Annotated in this window: 15 protein-coding genes; 11 read left to right on the top strand and 4 right to left on the bottom strand. The window is 41.2% G+C overall.

The annotated features are described in order from the left end of the window. From NSQ64_RS18295 to kduI, 3 genes are all read right to left on the bottom strand, one after another. Entirely contained in the window at positions 1-1,467 is a 1,467-nt protein-coding gene (locus tag NSQ64_RS18295; RefSeq protein ID WP_035702242.1) for a spore germination protein, read from the bottom strand. 104 nt (positions 1,468-1,571) lie between these two features. Next, positions 1,572-2,345 (bottom strand): 2-dehydro-3-deoxy-D-gluconate 5-dehydrogenase KduD, encoded by a 774-nt coding sequence (kduD, locus tag NSQ64_RS18290; RefSeq protein ID WP_039165356.1) that lies wholly within the window; start codon positions 2,343-2,345, stop codon positions 1,572-1,574. A gap of 4 nt (positions 2,346-2,349) precedes the next feature. Then, on the bottom strand, positions 2,350-3,177 hold the full coding sequence (gene kduI, locus NSQ64_RS18285) for a 5-dehydro-4-deoxy-D-glucuronate isomerase (RefSeq protein WP_017368169.1): 828 nt from the start codon (positions 3,175-3,177) through the stop codon (positions 2,350-2,352). Positions 3,178-3,434: 257 nt separating this feature from the next. Here kduI and NSQ64_RS18280 point away from each other — a divergent pair, with 257 nt between their 5' ends. The 11 genes from NSQ64_RS18280 to manA all read left to right on the top strand — a co-directional run bounded on the left by NSQ64_RS18280 (position 3,435) and on the right by manA (position 14,932). Next, positions 3,435-4,445, top strand: coding sequence for a LacI family DNA-binding transcriptional regulator (locus tag NSQ64_RS18280; RefSeq protein WP_045033960.1), 1,011 nt, complete (start codon positions 3,435-3,437; stop codon positions 4,443-4,445). 86 nt (positions 4,446-4,531) lie between these two features. Continuing rightward, a complete protein-coding gene (locus tag NSQ64_RS18275) occupies positions 4,532-5,548 on the top strand; it encodes a sugar kinase (RefSeq protein WP_125589462.1) in 1,017 nt (338 codons plus the stop codon). After that, complete coding sequence (locus NSQ64_RS18270) at positions 5,520-6,128, top strand: bifunctional 4-hydroxy-2-oxoglutarate aldolase/2-dehydro-3-deoxy-phosphogluconate aldolase (RefSeq protein WP_096881944.1); 609 nt, start codon at positions 5,520-5,522, stop codon at positions 6,126-6,128. The genes NSQ64_RS18275 and NSQ64_RS18270 overlap by 29 nt, the downstream gene beginning before the upstream one ends. A 109-nt stretch (positions 6,129-6,237) precedes the next feature. Then, positions 6,238-6,693 (top strand): GNAT family N-acetyltransferase, encoded by a 456-nt coding sequence (locus tag NSQ64_RS18265; RefSeq protein WP_282900723.1) that lies wholly within the window; start codon positions 6,238-6,240, stop codon positions 6,691-6,693. 70 nt (positions 6,694-6,763) lie between these two features. Further along, complete coding sequence (locus NSQ64_RS18260; protein WP_341017691.1) at positions 6,764-7,765, top strand: sugar-binding protein; 1,002 nt, start codon at positions 6,764-6,766, stop codon at positions 7,763-7,765. Then, entirely contained in the window at positions 7,762-9,204 is a 1,443-nt protein-coding gene (locus NSQ64_RS18255; protein WP_341017689.1) for a sensor histidine kinase, read from the top strand. The genes NSQ64_RS18260 and NSQ64_RS18255 overlap by 4 nt, the downstream gene beginning before the upstream one ends. Further along, positions 9,198-10,619 (top strand): response regulator transcription factor, encoded by a 1,422-nt coding sequence (locus tag NSQ64_RS18250; RefSeq protein ID WP_341017688.1) that lies wholly within the window; start codon positions 9,198-9,200, stop codon positions 10,617-10,619. Before NSQ64_RS18255 ends, NSQ64_RS18250 begins: the two co-directional genes overlap by 7 nt. Positions 10,620-10,718: 99 nt before the next feature. Further along, positions 10,719-11,987 carry an ABC transporter substrate-binding protein gene (locus tag NSQ64_RS18245; protein WP_035389707.1) on the top strand — a complete coding sequence of 423 codons (1,269 nt, stop codon included), beginning with the start codon at positions 10,719-10,721 and terminating at the stop codon, positions 11,985-11,987. 57 nt (positions 11,988-12,044) lie between these two features. Then, positions 12,045-13,016: a carbohydrate ABC transporter permease gene (locus NSQ64_RS18240; protein ID WP_024719268.1), complete on the top strand. Its 972-nt coding sequence runs from the start codon at positions 12,045-12,047 to the stop codon at positions 13,014-13,016. Next, positions 13,013-13,834 (top strand): carbohydrate ABC transporter permease, encoded by an 822-nt coding sequence (locus tag NSQ64_RS18235; protein ID WP_341017685.1) that lies wholly within the window; start codon positions 13,013-13,015, stop codon positions 13,832-13,834. Before NSQ64_RS18240 ends, NSQ64_RS18235 begins: the two co-directional genes overlap by 4 nt. A gap of 147 nt (positions 13,835-13,981) precedes the next feature. Beyond that, complete coding sequence (manA, locus tag NSQ64_RS18230; protein ID WP_041507862.1) at positions 13,982-14,932, top strand: mannose-6-phosphate isomerase, class I; 951 nt, start codon at positions 13,982-13,984, stop codon at positions 14,930-14,932. 49 nt (positions 14,933-14,981) lie between these two features. Here manA and NSQ64_RS18225 read toward each other — a convergent pair whose 3' ends face one another. Continuing rightward, positions 14,982-18,596 (bottom strand): CDP-glycerol glycerophosphotransferase family protein, encoded by a 3,615-nt coding sequence (locus tag NSQ64_RS18225; RefSeq protein WP_268357998.1) that lies wholly within the window; start codon positions 18,594-18,596, stop codon positions 14,982-14,984. Positions 18,597-18,627: the final 31 nt, after the last annotated feature.

Genomic DNA, 18,627 nt, shown 5'->3' with positions numbered 1-18,627 from the left:
TTACTCTCCTTGTCTTTTGAGATTTTTTGTCTTGGCTGTTTTCGGTCTTGATTTAAATAGCCCTATTGGTAAACGAACGTACGTATCTTTTAAATCTGAAAACGGTGAAGACAAAACAGGTGTGAAATAGTCAAAACCAAAGGTCTTTAGCTGCATCAAGTGACAAAGTACAAATAAATAACACATGATGAGGCCGTATAATCCAAACATGGCTGAACTGAAGATCGCCATAAACCGCAGAATGCGTAAGGGGAAGCTGAAATCATATGATGGAGCAGTGAAATCGGCTAGTGCCGTCAGAGACACAATAATGACCATTAAGGCACTGACGATATTGGCTTGGACAGCCGCCTGTCCAATAATGACGCCGCCAATCAGTCCAATCGTCTGACCGATCGCCCTAGGAAGACGAAGTCCAGCTTCCCGCAGCAGTTCAATCGTAAACGACATCAAAATGGCTTCCACTACAGGAGGAAAGGGCACATTTTGCCGGCTACCTGCGATGGTAAGTGCCATTCGTGTTGGTAATAAACCAGGATGATAGGAAACAAGGGCGATATAGAGTCCCGGTAAAAAGATCGTCAAAAGCACGGCAATATAACGGAGCAAACGCAAAAGAGTCGCACTTGTCCATCTTTGATAATAATCCTCCGGTGATTGCATTAAGGCAGTGAGTGTCATCGGCATAATGAGGGCAAATGGCGTCCCGTCGAGCAGAATAGATACCTTTCCTTCTAGCACAGAGGCAATCACCCGATCAGGACGTTCTGTATTTTGAATCTGCGGGAAAATAGAGATATGACTGTCTTCAATCAGCTGTTCTATGTAGCCGCTCTCAGGAATATCATCCATTTTGATTTGCTTCATACGAGAGAATACATCATCTACTAGTTTGGGGTCTGCGATATCACGAACATACACAAGAGCAGCAGATTTCTTGTTACGAGTACCTATGTTCACCTTTTGAATGACAAGGTTCGGATCGTTTGCCCGTTCACGAAGCAATGCCGTGTTTTTTTCAAGATTTTCAATAAATCCAATCCTTGGTCCTCTTACAAGGACTTCTGATTGCGGCTCCTCTACTTCTCTAAATTGAAAAAGATTCGTATGGAGCGCAAGCGCTTGAGTGGCCCTATCCACAAATAAAATAGCCCTGCCGCTGTATAACTGCTCGATGGCAAGGTTCATATCTTCCAGCACATCATTTTGAATACCAAAGAACGTTTTAGAAAGGGAAGAAAGTGTGGTGTGGTCGACCTCAGTGATGGTCAGTTCCTTTTGCATAGGTGAAATGATTTGTTTGGAAAGCATCTCAAATTCTGTGAGTCCTTCAACGTACACGAGACATGCAGAGACAGCGGAAGGACCAAATGAAAAAGAGTGGAACACGATATCATCACTTTTGCCGGCAAAGCTTTTGACACGCTGAATGACGGACTCTATATCTTGTTCAATACGACTTTTCATAATACCTCACCCTCATGTCTTTTTTTATAGAGTGACTCGGAAGGAGAAGAATTATGCAAATAGAAAAAAGAGAATCCCCTAAAATAGGAATTCCCTTCACATGTTTATCTCGCCAGCCAGCCGCCATCTACGGCTAAAATATGACCGTTCATATAATCGGAGGCAGGGGAGCTGAGAAAGACGGCGGCACCTGCTAGATCTTCAGGCCGTCCCCAGCGTCCAGCGGGGATTCGTTTCAGAATCTCTTCATTCCGGTTCGCATCGTCACGAATGGCTTGCGTGTTATTGGTTGCAATATAACCAGGCGCGATCGCATTGACCTGAATATGCTGACTTGCCCATTCATTTGCAAAAGCTTTCGTCAAACCTGCGACAGCATGCTTACTTGCTGTATAAGCGGGAACAAAGACACCGCCTTGAAATGATAGAAGGGAAGCGATATTGACAATTTTCCCTTGCCCTTTATTCAGCATCTGCTGTCCGACCTTTTGCGTGAGGAAAAAGAGACTGTTGATATTCACATCCATGACAGTATGCCAGTTTTCCTCTGAATATTGAGCGGCCTCTTCTCTTTTAATGGTCCCAGCATTATTGATCAAAATATCAATTGAATGCTGTTTTAAAAGAGCATCAACATCCCGCTTTGCGGACTTAGGATCTGCAAAGTCTACTTGAATCGCATGAAATGATCTGCCGGTCTGTTCGACAAGTTCTTTTGTTTCATCAAGCGGCGTATGGTGGTAGGTGCCGATGATATCTGCACCTGAACGGGCAAGCGCTACGGCAATACCTTGCCCAATACCAGTTCCAGGACCTGTGACAAGAGCTGTTTTGCCTTCGAGGGAAAAGAGGGACGCTACATATGATGTCGTCGTCATTTCATTACCTCAGCTGGTCCATCGGGACAAAGTCCATATCTTTAAACGTATAGTTTTCTCCCGCCATTGCCCAAATAAATGAATAATTTGCGGTACCTGAGCCTGAATGAATGGACCAGGCAGGTGAGATGACGGCTTCTTCATTTGCCACAACGAGATGTCTCGTTTCAGATGGCTCCCCCATAAAATGAAAGACACGTGCGTCTTCCTCTATATCAAGATATAAGTACACTTCCATCCGCCGGTCATGTATATGAGCAGGCATCGTGTTCCATGTGTTATTGGTTTCAAGCTGAGTGATGCCCATCATAAGCTGGCAGCTTTGGATGCCGTCTGCATGAATGACCTGATACAGATTCCGTACGTTTGAGGCGGATGCTTCCCCTAAATGATTCGGTGTTAATTCAGCAATCGCAGCCTTTTGTGTCGGATACGCTCTATGAGCTGTGGCTGACACAAGATAAAATTTGGCCTGCTCACCTGATGAACTAGCAAACTGTACATGTTCGTGTCCAAGTCCAATATATAAGAAATCTTTATGCTCCAGCACAAATGACTCACCATCGACTGTAACCGTACCTTGGCCGCCGACATTCACAATGCCAATTTCCCGTCTTTCAAGGAAATATTCTGTACGTAAAAAGTCGCCGGCATCTAGCTTGATCGGTTCTGATGTCGGCATAACACCGCCAATCACCACACGGTCCTCATGCGAATAATATAGCTTCAATTCACCACTGACAAAGAGTGTCGGAATATGAAAATGACGACGAAGTTCCTCTGTTGTAAAACGCTTGACCTGCTCAGGATGTACAGCATAACGATTTTCCATTTGAGATAAGCCTCCCTTTCCATCTGAAACATATGATTGTTTTATTTGGTATCGGTTTCAAGGAAAATTCTAGAGGAAAAAGAGAGCGGCGTCAACCGTTAATTTGAAATCGCTTTCTTTAATTATATAAAAGCTTTTTTTCTTCATGTTCATGAAAAAAATCTTCTGATACAGTTCAACTTGTGGTATGCTTTTTTTAAGTTTATTTGAAATCGGTTTCGAAACAAATGAGAAGATCGATCTTGGGAGTTTTTTGTATGAAAGAGAAAAAGCAAACGAAAGTCACCATTAACGAAGTTGCAGCATATGCAGGTGTCTCAAAATCAACGGTATCCAGATACATCAATGGCAGAACAAATGAAATTTCTCCTGAAAAGGTAAAAAAGATTAAAAAAGCCATTGAGGAGCTCCATTACCGTCCGAGTCAGCTTGCCCAAGGATTGAAAGTAAGAAAGAGCAAGGTCATTGGTTTTATTGTGGCTGATATTACGAATCCATTCTCTGTTGCGACACTTCGTGGTGTGGAAGAGATTTGTGATGAATATGGATACAGCATTATGGTGTGCAACACAGATAATCGTCCAGAAAAAGAACGAGAAATGCTTCTGAAGCTGAATGCGCATTATATTGAAGGGCTGATCATTAATACGACCGGTCAAAACAATGACATTTTGCAAGACTTTAAGCAAAACGGTGTACCGATTGTTCTTGTTGACCGTAAGTTACCTGAACTCAAGGTCGATACCGTCACAACGAATAACCGTGACATCACGGCTCGTCTACTTCACCAAATGTATGAAAAAGGCTACGAACACATCGCTTTCTTTACTGAGCCGGTCGATGGGATTAGTCCTCGTGAAGAACGAAAAGAAGCCTATGAACAGACGGCCATGAGTCAACATAAGAAACCTATGATTGCAGAAATCAATTTGAAGCAAAAGGAACAAATGCGAGATGAGATTTGTCGTTTTTTACAATCAAACCATCAGAAAAAAGCGATTTTAGCAGGCAATGGATTACTCATGCTGAAGCTCATCAGTGAACTCGTCGATCTTGGGGTGAAGATTCCTGAGGAGATAGGCATTGCCGGATTTGATGATACAGAATGGTATAAGCTGATCGGGCCAGGCATCACTACGGTGGCGCAGCCATCTCATGAGATGGGGAAAGCGGCGATGCAAAAAATCAAGACGCGTCTTGAAGGGGATAAGAGTGCACCCCAGACCATTCAACTTGATGGAGAAATCATTGTGAGAAAATCTTTATAAACGTCAGACAGAGAAGAGTATACATACGTGCATGCTCTCTCTTTTTCAACTGTTTTGAAACCGGTACCAAGAAAGGGGAGAAATCAGTGAAAGCATTGGATGTGATCACATTTGGGGAATCAATGGCGATGTTTTATGCAAAAGAAATTGGCGAGCTTCACCAAGTGCATACGTTTCAAAAAGCACTTGCTGGTGCAGAGAGTAATGTTGCGGTCGGCTTGGCAAGATTAGGCTTTAGCGTAGGCTGGATGAGCAAGGTCGGGGCGGACTCACTTGGTACATTTATTTTAGAAGAGCTTCAAAAAGAAGGGGTCGATACGAAGGCAGTGCTCCGTTCAAATGATGGGGCCAAAACAGGGATATTGCTTAAATCAAAAGTCATCGATGGAGACCCTGATGTGACGTACTACCGAAAAGGCTCTGCTGCGAGCACATTGAACCCAAGCGATTTCCCGTCCACTTATTTTCAGAAGGCAGGACATCTTCATATGACCGGAATCCCGCCTGCTGTGTCTAGTGAAATGAGAGCGTTTTCTTTTCATGCCCTTAAAGAAATGAAAGAAGCAGGAAAAACCATTTCCTTTGACCCGAACCTTAGACTTCAACTATGGGAAGAGGAAGAAGACATGATTCATACGGTGAACCAGATGGCTGCTCAAGTAGATTGGTTTTTTCCAGGGCTTGCAGAAGGTCAAAGACTCACAGGATGTCATGAGCCGGAAGCGATTGCGGATGTTTATTTACAAAAAGGTGTCAAGCTTGTGGTCATTAAACTGGGAGCGGAAGGAGCCTATTTCAAAAGTGCATCTGGCCAAGGTGTAGTGGATGGTTTCCATGTGTCTCATGTCGTGGATACAGTCGGAGCTGGTGATGGATTTGCAGTGGGAGTGATGAGCGGTCTGCTGGACGGATTATCATATGAAAAATCGGTTGCAAGAGGCAATGCCATTGGAGCACTTGCAGTCATGTCCCCAGGAGATCACGAGGGCCTGCCGACTCGGAAAGAGCTTCAGGCATTTATAAAAGAAGCCAAACGATATCAAAGGCGACACGATATGAAGGGAGATGAGAGGTATGGGAAAGTCAGCAAGTATGAGCGTTAAAGAGAAGCTCGCAGCTTGTAAACTCATTGCGGTGGTCAGAGCAGGTAGTGAAGCAGACGGGATAGAGATGATTGGTCGTTTAAAGAAAAAAGGGGTGCGCGCCATCGAAGTGACATATACCACGCCCAATGCAGAGCGAATCATTGCATCTTACCAGCATGACCACGACTTGATTGTCGGAGCCGGAACGATTACAACGCTTGAGCAGGCACAATCAGCCATTGAAGCCGGCTCTCAATTCATCGTTAGCCCTGGATATCTTCCTACTATCGGAGAGCACCTATCTTTTCACGATACACTCTACGTGCCAGGTGTTTTGACCCCGAGTGAAATTATGCAGGCAAAAGCAAATGGATACAGCGTGTTAAAGCTTTTTCCGAGCGGCTCCTTCGGTTTGTCCTATATGAAAAATTTGCAAGGTCCGTTTCCAGAGATTGAGTTCATCCCAACAGGAGGCATTCATCCAGTCGATGTGCCAAAGTGGCTTGAAGCAGGAGCCGTGGCAGTAGGTGTCGGCAGCCAGCTTGAAAGCAGTACAGCAGAAGAATTACAGGCTGTACTTTCTTCCACCATCATGTAGTTCACATAAACAACCGGCTGATGACTGCCGGTTGTTTGTTCGTTTATCTAACATAAAAGATGGGAAGGCGCTTCTTTTCACATAAAATGAGCATAAAGGAGAGGTCGATATGTACATTCAAGAAGATGAACTAAAAGATGGTCAAATTGAACAATTGATTAAAGCTCATTTAGAAGAGATGAAAAAACATTCACCGCCAGAAAGCATTCATGCCCTTCCGTTAGACGATCTGAAAAAACATGATGTCACAGTATGGAGTGCAAGGGATGGAGAGGTGCTTCTTGGCTGCGGAGCCATCAAGGAGCTATCAAGTGAACATGGTGAACTCAAATCGATGAGGACGGCAGCAGCCCATATGCGAAAAGGCGTGGCGAAGCATCTGTTGACCCACCTTCTCCAAGAGGCGAAGCGGCGGGGGTATAAAAGAGTGAGCCTTGAAACAGGTGCGATTGCTTTCTTTGAACCGGCAAGAAAATTATATGAAAGCTTTGGATTTCAATATTGTCCGCCTTTTGGTTCATACCAAGAAGATCCAAACAGTTTATTTATGACAAAGGAATTATAGAGGTCGAGAGAGTATGCTTTTATAAGCAGCTCTTTTTTTATGCGGCAACAATGGAAGGAGGAGAATGTGAATGAAATGGTCGAAGTTGTTCGGAATGGGCGCATTTCTCACATTTTGTGTCGTATCTGTTCTTTTTTTATCTGTATTAGGTCAAGATTTAGTTAAAATTGAAAGCGTTTCCAATGAGACGGTATCAACTTATCAATATCACTTTGTTCTTGTACCAGAGGAACTTGATAATGAATATTGGCAATTGGTGCAAAAGGGAGCTGCTGATGCGGCGGAAGTTCATCGGGTGTATCTTGAATACCTAGGTCCAAAGCAGGCTGATTTGGATGATCACCTGAAAACCATTGATATGGCGATTGCTGGTCATGTGGATGGCATTATGACGCAAGGGCTTGATGCAAAGAGATACAAACCGCTCTTTCAAAAAGCAAGAGAGAAAGGTATAGATGTCGTCACAGTCGATACCGATGCAGAGGGGAGCAAGCGTCAAGTGTATGTCGGAACAGATAACTATTATTCCGGCTTTATCGCCGGACAGGCACTCATCGCCGATACAAAAGGCGAACAGTATGTGGGCATTGTGACGGGACGTCTTGATGCGATTCACCAGAAGCTTCGCGTGAAGGGGTTTCGAGATGCCGTTTCTGGTGAGAAACGCATTCATATTGCTGGAATAGAAGAGTCGGCGATTACGAAATCAGGTGCTTCCGGTGCTGCGTATAAATTGTTAAATGATCATACGCAGCTCACCGCATTTTATGGAACAAGTGCATTAGACGGTGTCGGCATTATTCAAGCAACAGAGCAATATCATTCGTCTAAAGATGTTTATGTGCTCGCATTTGATACTCTGCCTGATACGATTCAAGCGCTGGATGATGGGAAAATTGATGCAGTGGTTGTACAGCACCCTTATGAAATGGGCTATCAAGCGGTTGAATCTCTTGTTCGTTTGCAGCAAGGGGATAAACAAGAACCGCTTCAGTACACAGGGACGAGTGTGATTCGGCGAGGAGACCTGCCCCTTCATCAAACGGAAAGACCACAGGGGGTTCAGCCATGAGAAAAATACGAAGTAAATTATTATTGGCATTTTTAATTCTTGTGCTCCTTGGTAATGTGGCCGCTTTTTTTGTGTATTGGAGCAGTTCAAAAATCACATCAGAATATAGCAAGAGCTTTCGTTCCTTTCTCCTGCTGAATGATATTTCGACAGAGGCAAAAACGATGTATGAAAAGGTCAACGCCTTTGCCATCGAAAAGGATCAGGCGTTTGCCAAGGGGTATGCTGAATCAAAACAGAAAATGACATCATATGATCAAGCATTGCTCAAAGATGCAGAGCTTCATGCCGCCATCCCCTCCATTGAAAAATATCAATATATGATGCGGACGCTCATAAACGAAAGTGATGCGACAATGAATCATGTAAAAAAAGGGAAAATCAAAGAATATGCTGCAAGTGTGAAAGAAGTAAGAACCGTGTCCTCTTATATCCAAGAGCAGACAATGACTCTTTTGGATGATGAATTATCTGAGTATCAAGTACTCTACCAATCCCTTCAAAAAAGACATCAAACGTATGCGCTTTTTACTCTATGTCTGTTTACATTATCGATAGGCATCGCATTATGGATGGCCTATATCATTGCGGGCGGAATTTCAAGACCGATCGTTCATCTGTCTCGAAGTGCCAAAGAAGTATCAGAAGGAAATTTTGATGGTCCGAATTTGCATGTGTCATCGAAGGACGAAATCTCTGTGTTAAATCATGCCTTTGAGCGAATGCGGCGAGAGATGAAGGTCATGATTGAAGAGATGAAACAAAAGGCCGCTTTAGATCAGAAAATTAAAGACATGAAGCTGAAAACACTACAAAACCAAATGAATCCACATTTTTTATTTAATACATTAAACATCGTTTCACGTATGGCGTACTTAGAATCAGCTGATGCGACATCGAGATTGATACAATCCGTTTCTACGCTGATGCGGTATTCGCTATCTCCTCTCAGCACATCTGTTACGTTAGAACAAGAAGTGAAAGTGGTAAAAGAATATTTTCATATACAAGAAACAAGATTTTCCGATCGTATTACATGCAAAACGACCATAGATGAGTCGTGTCTATCTGTTCACATTCCGAGCCTTACATTGCAGCCGCTTGTCGAAAATGCCTTTATTCATGGGGTAGAACCAAAAGAGGAGGGGGGGCTTGTAGAGCTCTCTATTGATCGAGATGGTGGCTTTGTCATGATTCGGATTCGGGATAATGGACTTGGCATCAGTGATCAAGAGAAAAAGAGATTGCTATCGCAAGAGGAAGAAGATCATCCAGACACACGTAGTAAAGGTCACTCGACAGGAATTGGTCTTCGAAATGTGATGTCGAGGCTGCGTTTGTTTTACGGAGTGCAGGATGCTCTTCAAATTGATTCAAAGCCAAACGAAGGGACTACCATTCAATTGACAATACCAATCAAGGAGGAACGAGCATGCTGAACGTGCTGATTGTGGATGATGAAAAAATTGAACGAATGGCGATGCGTAAGTTCATGACCGAATGGCTGCCAGACTGTCATATTGCAGGGGAAGCTGCGAATGGAAAAAAGGCGGTGGAATTGGCGCGGTCTAAGCCAATAGACCTTGTGCTCATGGATATTCAGATGCCAGGCATGGATGGACTCACAGCGATCAAACAGATCAAAGTAAGCTGTCCTCATACTAAATTTATTATGCTGACAGCCTACGATACATTTGATTATGCCAAACAAGCCATGCAGGAAGGGGTCAAACAATACCTTGTCAAACCAGCTGATAAAGACGAAACCATTACAGCGATTCGTTCTGTTGCGGCAGAAATTCAGCAGGAGGTCTCCCTGCGGCAGGCGGAGAAAGTCAATCAGCAATCAAAATGGCTGGAAGCTCATGTGTTGAACGGTCAATCTTATTCCTCCACAGCGTTTGAGCGGCTGTTTCAGGATTTTCAAACAGGTCTAGTGATCGCTGTTCAGCGGACAGGCGGGGATCAACTCCTGAATCATTTGCAGGAGTCTGCTCTTTTTCAAGCAGTGCCTATCAAAGTGAGCGGTGAGCTGTTTACATGCTTGATTTACAGCCGTCAATCACCTGGTCATCTAAAGGCGAATGTACTGCAAGCCATTCGCGCTGCTATGACAAGCGAGCAGGATTCCCCTGTTATTGTTGGCATGGGTCATCCTGTCTCAAATCCACTTCAACTTCAGAAAAGTGCGGCAGAAGCGAAGCTTTCCTATTATCAGCGAAAAAAAGATGACGGTGCGGTTCGTTATGGCTTTTACTATACAGATAGACAACCTTACGTATTGATCAACTTGCCTGAGCTTGCCGATGACATGATGCTGGCACTAGAAGAAGGGAGAAGAGATGATGCTCTTGCTTACTATGATGCCTTCCAATTAGAAGGGGCAACCATTTCTCATGTGAAAGAGCTGCTCATTTTACTCAAATCACGACTTCGTGCAGATGTGCCGATTCTAGCTATCACTACAGAAACAGAATGCCGCCAATGCTGTGAACATTTATTTGATCTGTATGAAGCAAGAACCCAGACGGTGAATGATATAGAACGGGCGAAACGATACATTCAAACACATTTTTGCGAACATATCACGCTGGAGCAAACGGCCGCCTATGTTGATTTAAGCCCGACGTATTTCACCAAACGCTTTAAGGATGAGACAGGTCTGACGTTTAAAGAATATGTGACGACCTGTAGGATGGATAAAATGAAGAAGCTACTGAAAGAGAGTTCGCTTAGTTTAAAAGAAATCACCTATCAAGCAGGATATACTGATCCGAATTACGTCAGTCGTGTGTTTAAAAAAATGGTTGGCTGTTCACCGAAGGAATATCGAAAACAGGTCGTAAAAAAATGAAGAATTTCATAAAAAAGTGAAGAAGTTTGCCTGAAAAAAGGCAAGGATCTGCCAGTATACTTATTTTGATAACGCTTACAAAATAGGGATGGGGGATCCATGATGAAGTTTAAATTAGGCTTTACTTTATTGGCACTCTGTATGCTGGTCGTCTCTGCTTGCAGTTCATCGACGAACTCAGATGCAAAAAAAGAGGGCGGAGCGGAGAAACTAGAAATTTTCTCTTGGTGGACTGGTGCAGGTGAGGAAGACGGACTGAAGGCACTCATTCAATTGTTTGAAGAGAAAAATAAAGACATTCCAATTGAAAATGCAGCTGTCGCTGGTGGCGCTGGTACGAATGCAAAGGCTGTTCTAACAAGCCGGATGCAAGGAGATGATCCGCCAGCTACTTTCCAAGTACACGGGGGAGCAGAGCTGAATGAGAGCTGGGTAGCCGCAGGTAAAATGGAGCCGCTGGATGACCTTTATGAGAAAGAAGGCTGGAAGGATAAATTTCCAGAATCACTGATTGACCTTGTGAGCAAAGACGGGAAAATCTATTCCGTTCCAGTGAATATTCACAGAGGCAATGTGCTTTGGTATAACAAAAAAGTATTTGAAGATCAGGGCTTAGAACCGCCAACGACGTTTGATGAATTTTTCAAAACAGCCGATGCCTTAAAGAAAAAAGGGATTACTCCACTTGCGCTTGGGGATAAAGAACCTTGGGCAGCGACTCATTTGTTTGAAAGCGTTCTTCTAGGTGTACTAGGTGCAGATGACTATCAAAAACTTTGGGCGGGCGACTTAAAAATGGATGATGCAAAAGTGAAGGAAGCGGCAGACATCTTTGGACGTATGCTCGAATACGTCAACGACGATCATAGCTCGCGTAACTGGCAGGATGCCTCACAGCTCGTGGCAAAAGGGGAAGCTGCAATGAATGTCATGGGCGATTGGGCAAAAGGATACTTTGTGAATGATCTAGATTTGAAGGTGAATAAAGACTTTGGATACGTGGCAACTCCTGGTACGGAGGGCAGCTTTATGGTCATCACGGATACATTCGGATTGCCGAAGGGTGTCAAACAGCCAGAAAACGTGAAAAAATTCTTATCTGTCTTAGGATCTGTGGAAGGACAGGATGCGTTTAATCCGCTGAAAGGGTCAATACCGGCACGTGTGGATGCAGACGTATCAAAATATGATGAATATGGAAAATCGGCAATGAAGGCGTTTAAAGAGTCAAAGCTGGCACCGTCTCTTGCGCATGGCTCAGCTGCTGAAGAAGGTTTTGTCACGAAGGCGAACCAAGCCGTCAATATTTTCGTGACACAAAAAGATAGCAGTCAGTTCGTTTCTTCTTTAAAAGATTCAATGAAATAAAGATGAAAGAGGCGGCCGTTAGGCACCGCCTCTTTTTTAAAAAAGGAGTGTAGCTTCATGCGCATGGACACATCGCCGATCACAAAAACACCAGCAGCAAAAGTGAAACGTGTTCGGAAAAAATGGAATGGAGACCAGCTGCTTGCCCTGCTATTTTTAGCACCGTCAGCTGTTTTATTATTCATTTTTGTTTACGGATTTATTGGCTGGACAGGATATGTTTCATTATCGAACTGGACCTCGCTTGTTCCTGATTTTTCTTTCGCAGGTATGAAAAATTATGTCATGCTGTTTCAAGATTTTCGCTTTCAGTCAGATCTTCGAAACACGGTCTTTTTTACATTATTCTTTATTGGAGCAGTCATTGCTTCTGGGCTTGTACTGGCCATTTTACTAGACCAGAAGATCAAGGGAGAATCACTTTTTCGGAATCTCTTTTTCTTTCCGATGGCCCTTTCCTTTGTTGTCACAGGTGTTGTGTGGCAATGGATCCTAAATCCATCAACTGGGGTGAATCTATTTTTAAAAACACTCGGCATCCAGCCCAAGTGGTACACGGATACGAACATTTTAGCTGGATTTGTCTGGGGGAAAATTGAGTTTGGTGTACCGGCAGCAATGATTGCAGTTGTCATCGCTGCTGTGTGGCAGATGACAGGGTTCTCACTTGCGATGTATTTGGCTGGTCTTAGAGGCATTCCAGAGGAAGTGAGAGAGGCTGCTAGAATGGATGGCGCAACCGAGTGGCAAATCTACTGGAAAATCATTTTTCCGCTGTTAAAACCAATCACAGCGAGCGTCGTCATTATCATGGCACATATTTCTTTAAAGATCTTCGATTTGATTTACTCGATGACAGGACCAGGTGCAAACTTTGTCACCGATGTGCCAGGTGTTTATATGTTTGAAATGACCTTTAGAGGAAACCATTATGCAGGTGGTGCCGCCATTGCGATCGTCATGTTGATTTCTGTTGCGGTCTTTATCGTGCCGTATCTCCTGTCTAGCCGGAAGGGGGCTTCATCATGATCGCAAGAGGGTTTGTCCGTCCAGTTCTTTATGCTTTATTAATACTGTGCAGTTTGTTTTTTCTCATGCCTGTTTATGTCATGCTCGTCACAAGCTTAAAGCCATTAGGTGAAGTTACCCTTGAGCGAATGTGGGCGCTTCCATCTACACTTGATTTCTCAAGCTACAAAATCGCTTTTGAAAAGTTATCACCCAATTTAATGAATTCTCTTTATCTAGTCATTCCTGCAACCTTATTGTCAGCTGTATTAGGTGCGATGAATGGCTATGTGCTGTCTAAATGGCGCTTTAAAGGATCAGAAGTGGTGTTTACCTTCATGTTGTTCGGTATGTTTATACCATACCAAAGTATCCTCATTCCACTTATTCAATTTTTACGTGAAATCGGCTTGTATAACTCCATTCCGGGACTTGTACTTGTCCATGTCGTATATGGCCTGCCAATCACAACACTCATGTTCCGCAATTTTTATGTGAGCATTCCTGATGAAATGATTGAATCAGCGAAGCTGGATGGGGCCGGATTTATCGGGATCTTCAGACATATGATTTTGCCGCTTTCCATCACAGGGTTTGTCGTAGTTGCCATTTGGCAGTTCACAAATGTGTGGAATGAGTTTCTATTTGCGGTCACTATGACCACAGCAGAGAATCAGCCGGTCATGGTTGCACTGCAAAATTTATCAGGCAGTCAAATTGTGCAATGGAATGTTCAAATGGCAGGTGCCATCTTGGCTGCGCTGCCGACACTTTTGGTCTATATTCTACTCGGAAAATACTTTGTGAAAGGGCTTCTTGCAGGCTCTGTCAAAGGGTGAATTGATTTTCTTGTTATCGTTTCCATTCGGTGTACTGAAAGGATTGACTTCTCTTTAGATAGCGTCATAATAAAAGTTGAGACTTGCTAGTTTTCATCATGCTAGGCAAGGATTATCAAAGGGTAGCAAAGGGAGGAGTCATCCTGAATGAAGCAGTCACCAATTTTTTTACTGCCTGAATTGAAGGAGAGAATATGGGGAGGTACAGCCTTAAGGGATCAATTTGGCTATGATATTCCTTCTGATCAAACGGGAGAATGCTGGGCAATTTCTGCTCATCCAAACGGACCAAGTGTCGTGCAAGACGGTCCATATAAAGGGAAAACGCTGATCGAACTATGGAACAATCACAGAGAATTGTTTGGGGGAATAGAAGGCGATCGCTTCCCGCTCTTAACCAAAATTTTAGATGCAAACCAAGACTTATCCGTTCAAGTTCATCCAGATGATGATTATGCGGAAAGACATGAAAATGGTGAGCTTGGGAAAACAGAGTGCTGGTATATCATTGACTGCAAAGAAGGCGCAGAAATGATCTATGGTCATAATGCACGGACGAGAACTGAGCTTGTGACCATGATGAACAGCGGAGATTGGGAAGGCCTTTTGCGGCGAGTGAAAATTAAGCCGGGCGATTTTTATTATGTGCCAAGCGGTACCATTCATGCGCTATGTGAAGGCACACTGGTTCTTGAAACGCAGCAAAGTTCAGATACGACCTATCGGGTGTATGATTATGAACGAAAAGACCAAAATGGCCATGAACGTGAACTTCACTTCACGCAGGCCATTGATGTCACAACGGTTCCACATGTAGACGGTTATGCAGATGAATCAGTAGAAACTCGTCCAGGGGTGACCATTAGAACATTTGTAGAAGCAGAATATTTTTCTGTGTATAAATGGGAAATTGATCAAAAAGTAGAGCTATCGCAAGATTATCCGTTTTTGCTGTGCAGCGTTATTAATGGGGAAGGGTCCTTAGAGCATAATGGACATACATATCCGCTGCCAAAAGGAGCCCATTTTATCCTGCCTGCTGAAACAGGGAACTTCACCATTGAAGGATCTTGTGAACTGATTGTGTCACATATATAAATAGAAAAAGACTTTCAAGCATGGAATAGAGCTTGAAAGTCTTTTTTAGTTAATTTAACACTTTATAAAAAGTATCCATTGCTTTTTTATTGTACTCTTTATAATTGAATGGAGCATAAGCAGGATTTGTATGATTACTAAATTTATTTAGCCCTCCTACAAGTCCATCGACACTGTTATTGACTAAAGCACCATATTTGCCATTCTCTAAAACTGTTCGATTTGCAATAATATCTGTTGCCAAGATATCCATTCCTAACGTCATGGCTTCTAAAAGTACCATTGGCTGGCCTTCATAGTGTGATGATAAAACAAAGCAGTCACACATTTTTAGGACGGTAAATGGATTTTCAACTTGGCCAACTAAAAACACATAGTTTTGCAATTCTAATTCGTCTATTAACTTTAGAAGGTCATTTTTAAGAGGACCATCGCCGAGAATATATAGTCTGCTGTTTGCATGTGTTTCTAAATGTTGTTTAAAAGCAGTAATTAAATTATCTTGCCCTTTTTCTGGAGACAGACGTCCCATATTAACAAAATTATAGTGTTTTTTGGAAGGGTAAGGAACAAATTCATTTCCTATTTCAAACCCTCGAACTTCAAGAATTTCAATCGCTTTTTTATCTACCCAGCCTACTTTTTCGTTATTAAACACTATGGAACAGTAAGTTGATATAGGTGTGGTAATTTCTTCTGTAATATCAACTTCTTTTTGATTGTAAAGATAAAAATCTTTCAAGACTTTAAACCTAGTATCTTCGTTCGTTTTGCTATAAATTTTAAATTCGTTCAAATGAAGAGAAGCAGAGTAGCTCACTTCTTTACGATTTAAAATAGTTTGATGATCTAATGTTTTAAACGCTTTTACATGTAACCATCCAATCACTTTTTTATCTAAAGAGAATTGGTAATATGTCGCTTCTTTTGTTTTATGGCTCTTGTGTACAGTTACAATAGCACCTTTATATAACTCAGCGCTGCAAACTTCTTCATATCCGAAATTTGGATATGCTTTTGTCCATATTGTATGATTCTCTGTATGGACAATTTTCATTTTTTTATTTATATTTCTTTCTAAAAGTGTTCTATTAGGCAATGAGCGAATAAACTCTGCATGTTCGTGGTAATTTTTGTTCAATAATGTTTGTATTTCTTTTTCCATCATGACTTGCTTTTCCTCAGATTGAACACTATTTACTTCATAATTCTTCAGTATTTTTAGTGCAGATGAGTCTATCCAGCCTATTAGTTGTTTGTTGATATAGAATCTGCAGTAGAGTGAACGTTCAGTTCTAGCTTCTCGGTCTATCTCTACCATAATATTCTTATAGGGGTGACTCGAAGAAACCTTTTTAATTCCCCTCGTTTTAAAGGGTTTCGTCCAAATATCATTATGTTTAGGATTGGTGATTAATGCTAATTTATGAACTTCTTCTTCACATATAATACTATCTGGAAGAAGTTTAAAAGCATCTTTATTTAGCCATCCCACAACATGATCTTCATAAGAGAACTTATATAAAACTTCGTTTTGTTTTGTTACAGCTTTTCTTGTAATCATCACTACATTGTTTTCAAACTCTTTGCTTGAAAAAGTGGACAGGTTATCTTCTACTAACGTAGTGAAGATTTTATCATGTTTGCTGCTTAGAATTTTTGCTCTTGATTTAAAAGGTTTATTCGATTGGATAAGGCTTGATGTGTTTTGGTCACCAGATTGTAATTCTATTCCTAATATTTTGTCTGGATTGATTGAGTTCATCACATAATCAAACTTACTTTCATCTGCATAGTGAGATAAATTTTGTTTGTTTAATTCCATTGTGCCTTTAGAAACACTGACCAATTTATCAAATTTATGATATATGGTGAATAAACCTCTCAAATTTATTTTATGAGGCTTCTTACCATTGATCGTTCTTTCGCTATCAGAGAGAAGATCATTATGCATAAAACATATTTTTGTTTTAGCATCTGCAGAAACGAGATATTTAGCCCAATATAAACTATATCCGCTAAAATCAATGACATGGTCAAAAGTGGATTTTCCGAAAAGGCGACTAAATTCTCTGGAATAAGCGTCTTGTGGATAGAGCTTTTCCCCGAATTTACTGGTTACTCCTCGATTATGAATGAATTTATCTTTATAAACTTCTTGTAAAGTGTAGACAGGTAGGCCTGGCTTGAAAATAAACCTGACATTTTTATTGACTTTTGCAATATTATTTAATACCTCTTTGGAGTTTGGTGTGCTCATATAGCAACTAACATCATATTTATGATAATCAATATTTTGTGTTAAATTAATGAAAGAGGAAGTGATACCATTATTTTTCATTCCCCCAGGGTAAATCAATATCTTTTCTTTCTTTTCATGAAGAGCATTGATGAAACGGATGTCTTCCGTTTCATTGTTGAAAATAGATTTCACAACTCTCTCAGTCACTTTACCATCGTCATGTTTTGTGAAGTCATGTTTAAATTGATCATACGAACGTTTAAATTGTGAATTTATGTCTTCTATATGAGCAATCGAATCTGCCAAATTTTTAATGTTATAAAGGCGGGGACCAGGAAGGTCTTTAAGGTTAAAATACATGCCTCGCTCTTCATTATATTCATCTGCATCCCACATATAAAAAAGAACGGGTTTATTTGTAACTAGAAAATCAAAAAATATACTTGAATAGTCAGTAATCAATAAATCGGTCGCACTTAGCAGCATATTTGTATCGATAAAGTCTGGTATCAGCCGACCTTGTAATTCTGCTGATTGACTGGCTTGTTGATACAGAAATGGATGAAGCTTAAGAAGGATATTATATTCTTGACTAAAGCGTTCATGTAAGTAATTCAGGTCAGAAGTGATCTGAGTTAAATTGTTTTTAACTTTACCTACACTTGTCCCTTTCCAAGTAGGGGCATATACAATGGTTTTTTTGTCTAAAGAAAGGTCTACTCCAAAAGAGTGAAGATCTTTTTTAAATTCAAGGGAATTAGTATTCAACGTTAAATCAATTCTTGGATACCCTTCTTCTATAATTTTTCCCGAGAAAAGATGTTTCAACTTATAGCTATTTATAAACATACTTGTTGTATGTTCATTTGGGCTAATGAGATAATCTGAGCTCAAAAAATTTCTCAATACATTCTGAGAATGTGCAGGGTTTCCTGGAATATCAAAGCCCATATATTTCAATGGTGTGCCATGCCATGTATTGATATAGACTTGTTCCTTTTTACATATAAAAAATGGTTGAAAAGTAGAGTTGTTTATTAAATATTTTGCAGTTGCTAAGTATTTCAAATAATCTTTAGAATTTCGCTTTACAAAAATGATGTTTTTATAATCGGTATACTTATCTAAAATTGGTCTTAATATTTCAAAATCATCAATTGACCAAATATGTGTATAGTCTTTGAAATGAGGCTGATGTAACAAATATTCAAAAATGGCTAATGGGCTATCGGTCATACTCTTTCCGTCTCTAGATTCATATAGTACGGTTTTTTCAACAACATCAAAACGTTGATAATAGTATGCATATAAATTGTTTCTTTGGTGTCTTTTATCCTTTATAAAATTCATTAAAGGGTCTTTTAAAAAATTTATTTTTCGTTTTAATATTTTTTTCTGACGTTTAAAAATTTTCTTGTTCATTATTATGACTCCTTTGGAGATTACTATTGAA

It is taken from the genome of Bacillus sp. FSL W8-0183, from assembly GCF_038006825.1.
GTDB classification, from domain to species: domain Bacteria; phylum Bacillota; class Bacilli; order Bacillales; family Bacillaceae; genus Bacillus; species Bacillus altitudinis.
Note: the sequence above shows the minus strand (reverse complement) of the source record. Positions and strands in the feature narration are given on the sequence as shown.

Excerpts from the sequence above, each read along its gene's own strand:
- NSQ64_RS18295 (WP_035702242.1), bottom strand. The coding sequence starts at position 1,467 with ATGAAAAGTCGTATTGAACAAGATATAGAGTCCGTCATTCAGCGTGTC.
- kduD (WP_039165356.1), bottom strand. The coding sequence starts at position 2,345 with ATGACGACGACATCATATGTAGCGTCCCTCTTTTCCCTCGAAGGCAAA.
- kduI (WP_017368169.1), bottom strand. The coding sequence starts at position 3,177 with ATGGAAAATCGTTATGCTGTACATCCTGAGCAGGTCAAGCGTTTTACA.
- NSQ64_RS18280 (WP_045033960.1), top strand. The coding sequence starts at position 3,435 with ATGAAAGAGAAAAAGCAAACGAAAGTCACCATTAACGAAGTTGCAGCA.
- NSQ64_RS18270 (WP_096881944.1), top strand. The coding sequence starts at position 5,520 with ATGGGAAAGTCAGCAAGTATGAGCGTTAAAGAGAAGCTCGCAGCTTGT.
- NSQ64_RS18265 (WP_282900723.1), top strand. The coding sequence starts at position 6,238 with ATGTACATTCAAGAAGATGAACTAAAAGATGGTCAAATTGAACAATTG.
- NSQ64_RS18260 (WP_341017691.1), top strand. The coding sequence starts at position 6,764 with ATGAAATGGTCGAAGTTGTTCGGAATGGGCGCATTTCTCACATTTTGT.
- NSQ64_RS18255 (WP_341017689.1), top strand. The coding sequence starts at position 7,762 with ATGAGAAAAATACGAAGTAAATTATTATTGGCATTTTTAATTCTTGTG.
- NSQ64_RS18250 (WP_341017688.1), top strand. The coding sequence starts at position 9,198 with ATGCTGAACGTGCTGATTGTGGATGATGAAAAAATTGAACGAATGGCG.
- NSQ64_RS18245 (WP_035389707.1), top strand. The coding sequence starts at position 10,719 with ATGATGAAGTTTAAATTAGGCTTTACTTTATTGGCACTCTGTATGCTG.
- NSQ64_RS18240 (WP_024719268.1), top strand. The coding sequence starts at position 12,045 with ATGCGCATGGACACATCGCCGATCACAAAAACACCAGCAGCAAAAGTG.
- NSQ64_RS18235 (WP_341017685.1), top strand. The coding sequence starts at position 13,013 with ATGATCGCAAGAGGGTTTGTCCGTCCAGTTCTTTATGCTTTATTAATA.
- manA (WP_041507862.1), top strand. The coding sequence starts at position 13,982 with ATGAAGCAGTCACCAATTTTTTTACTGCCTGAATTGAAGGAGAGAATA.
- NSQ64_RS18225 (WP_268357998.1), bottom strand. The coding sequence starts at position 18,596 with ATGAACAAGAAAATTTTTAAACGTCAGAAAAAAATATTAAAACGAAAA.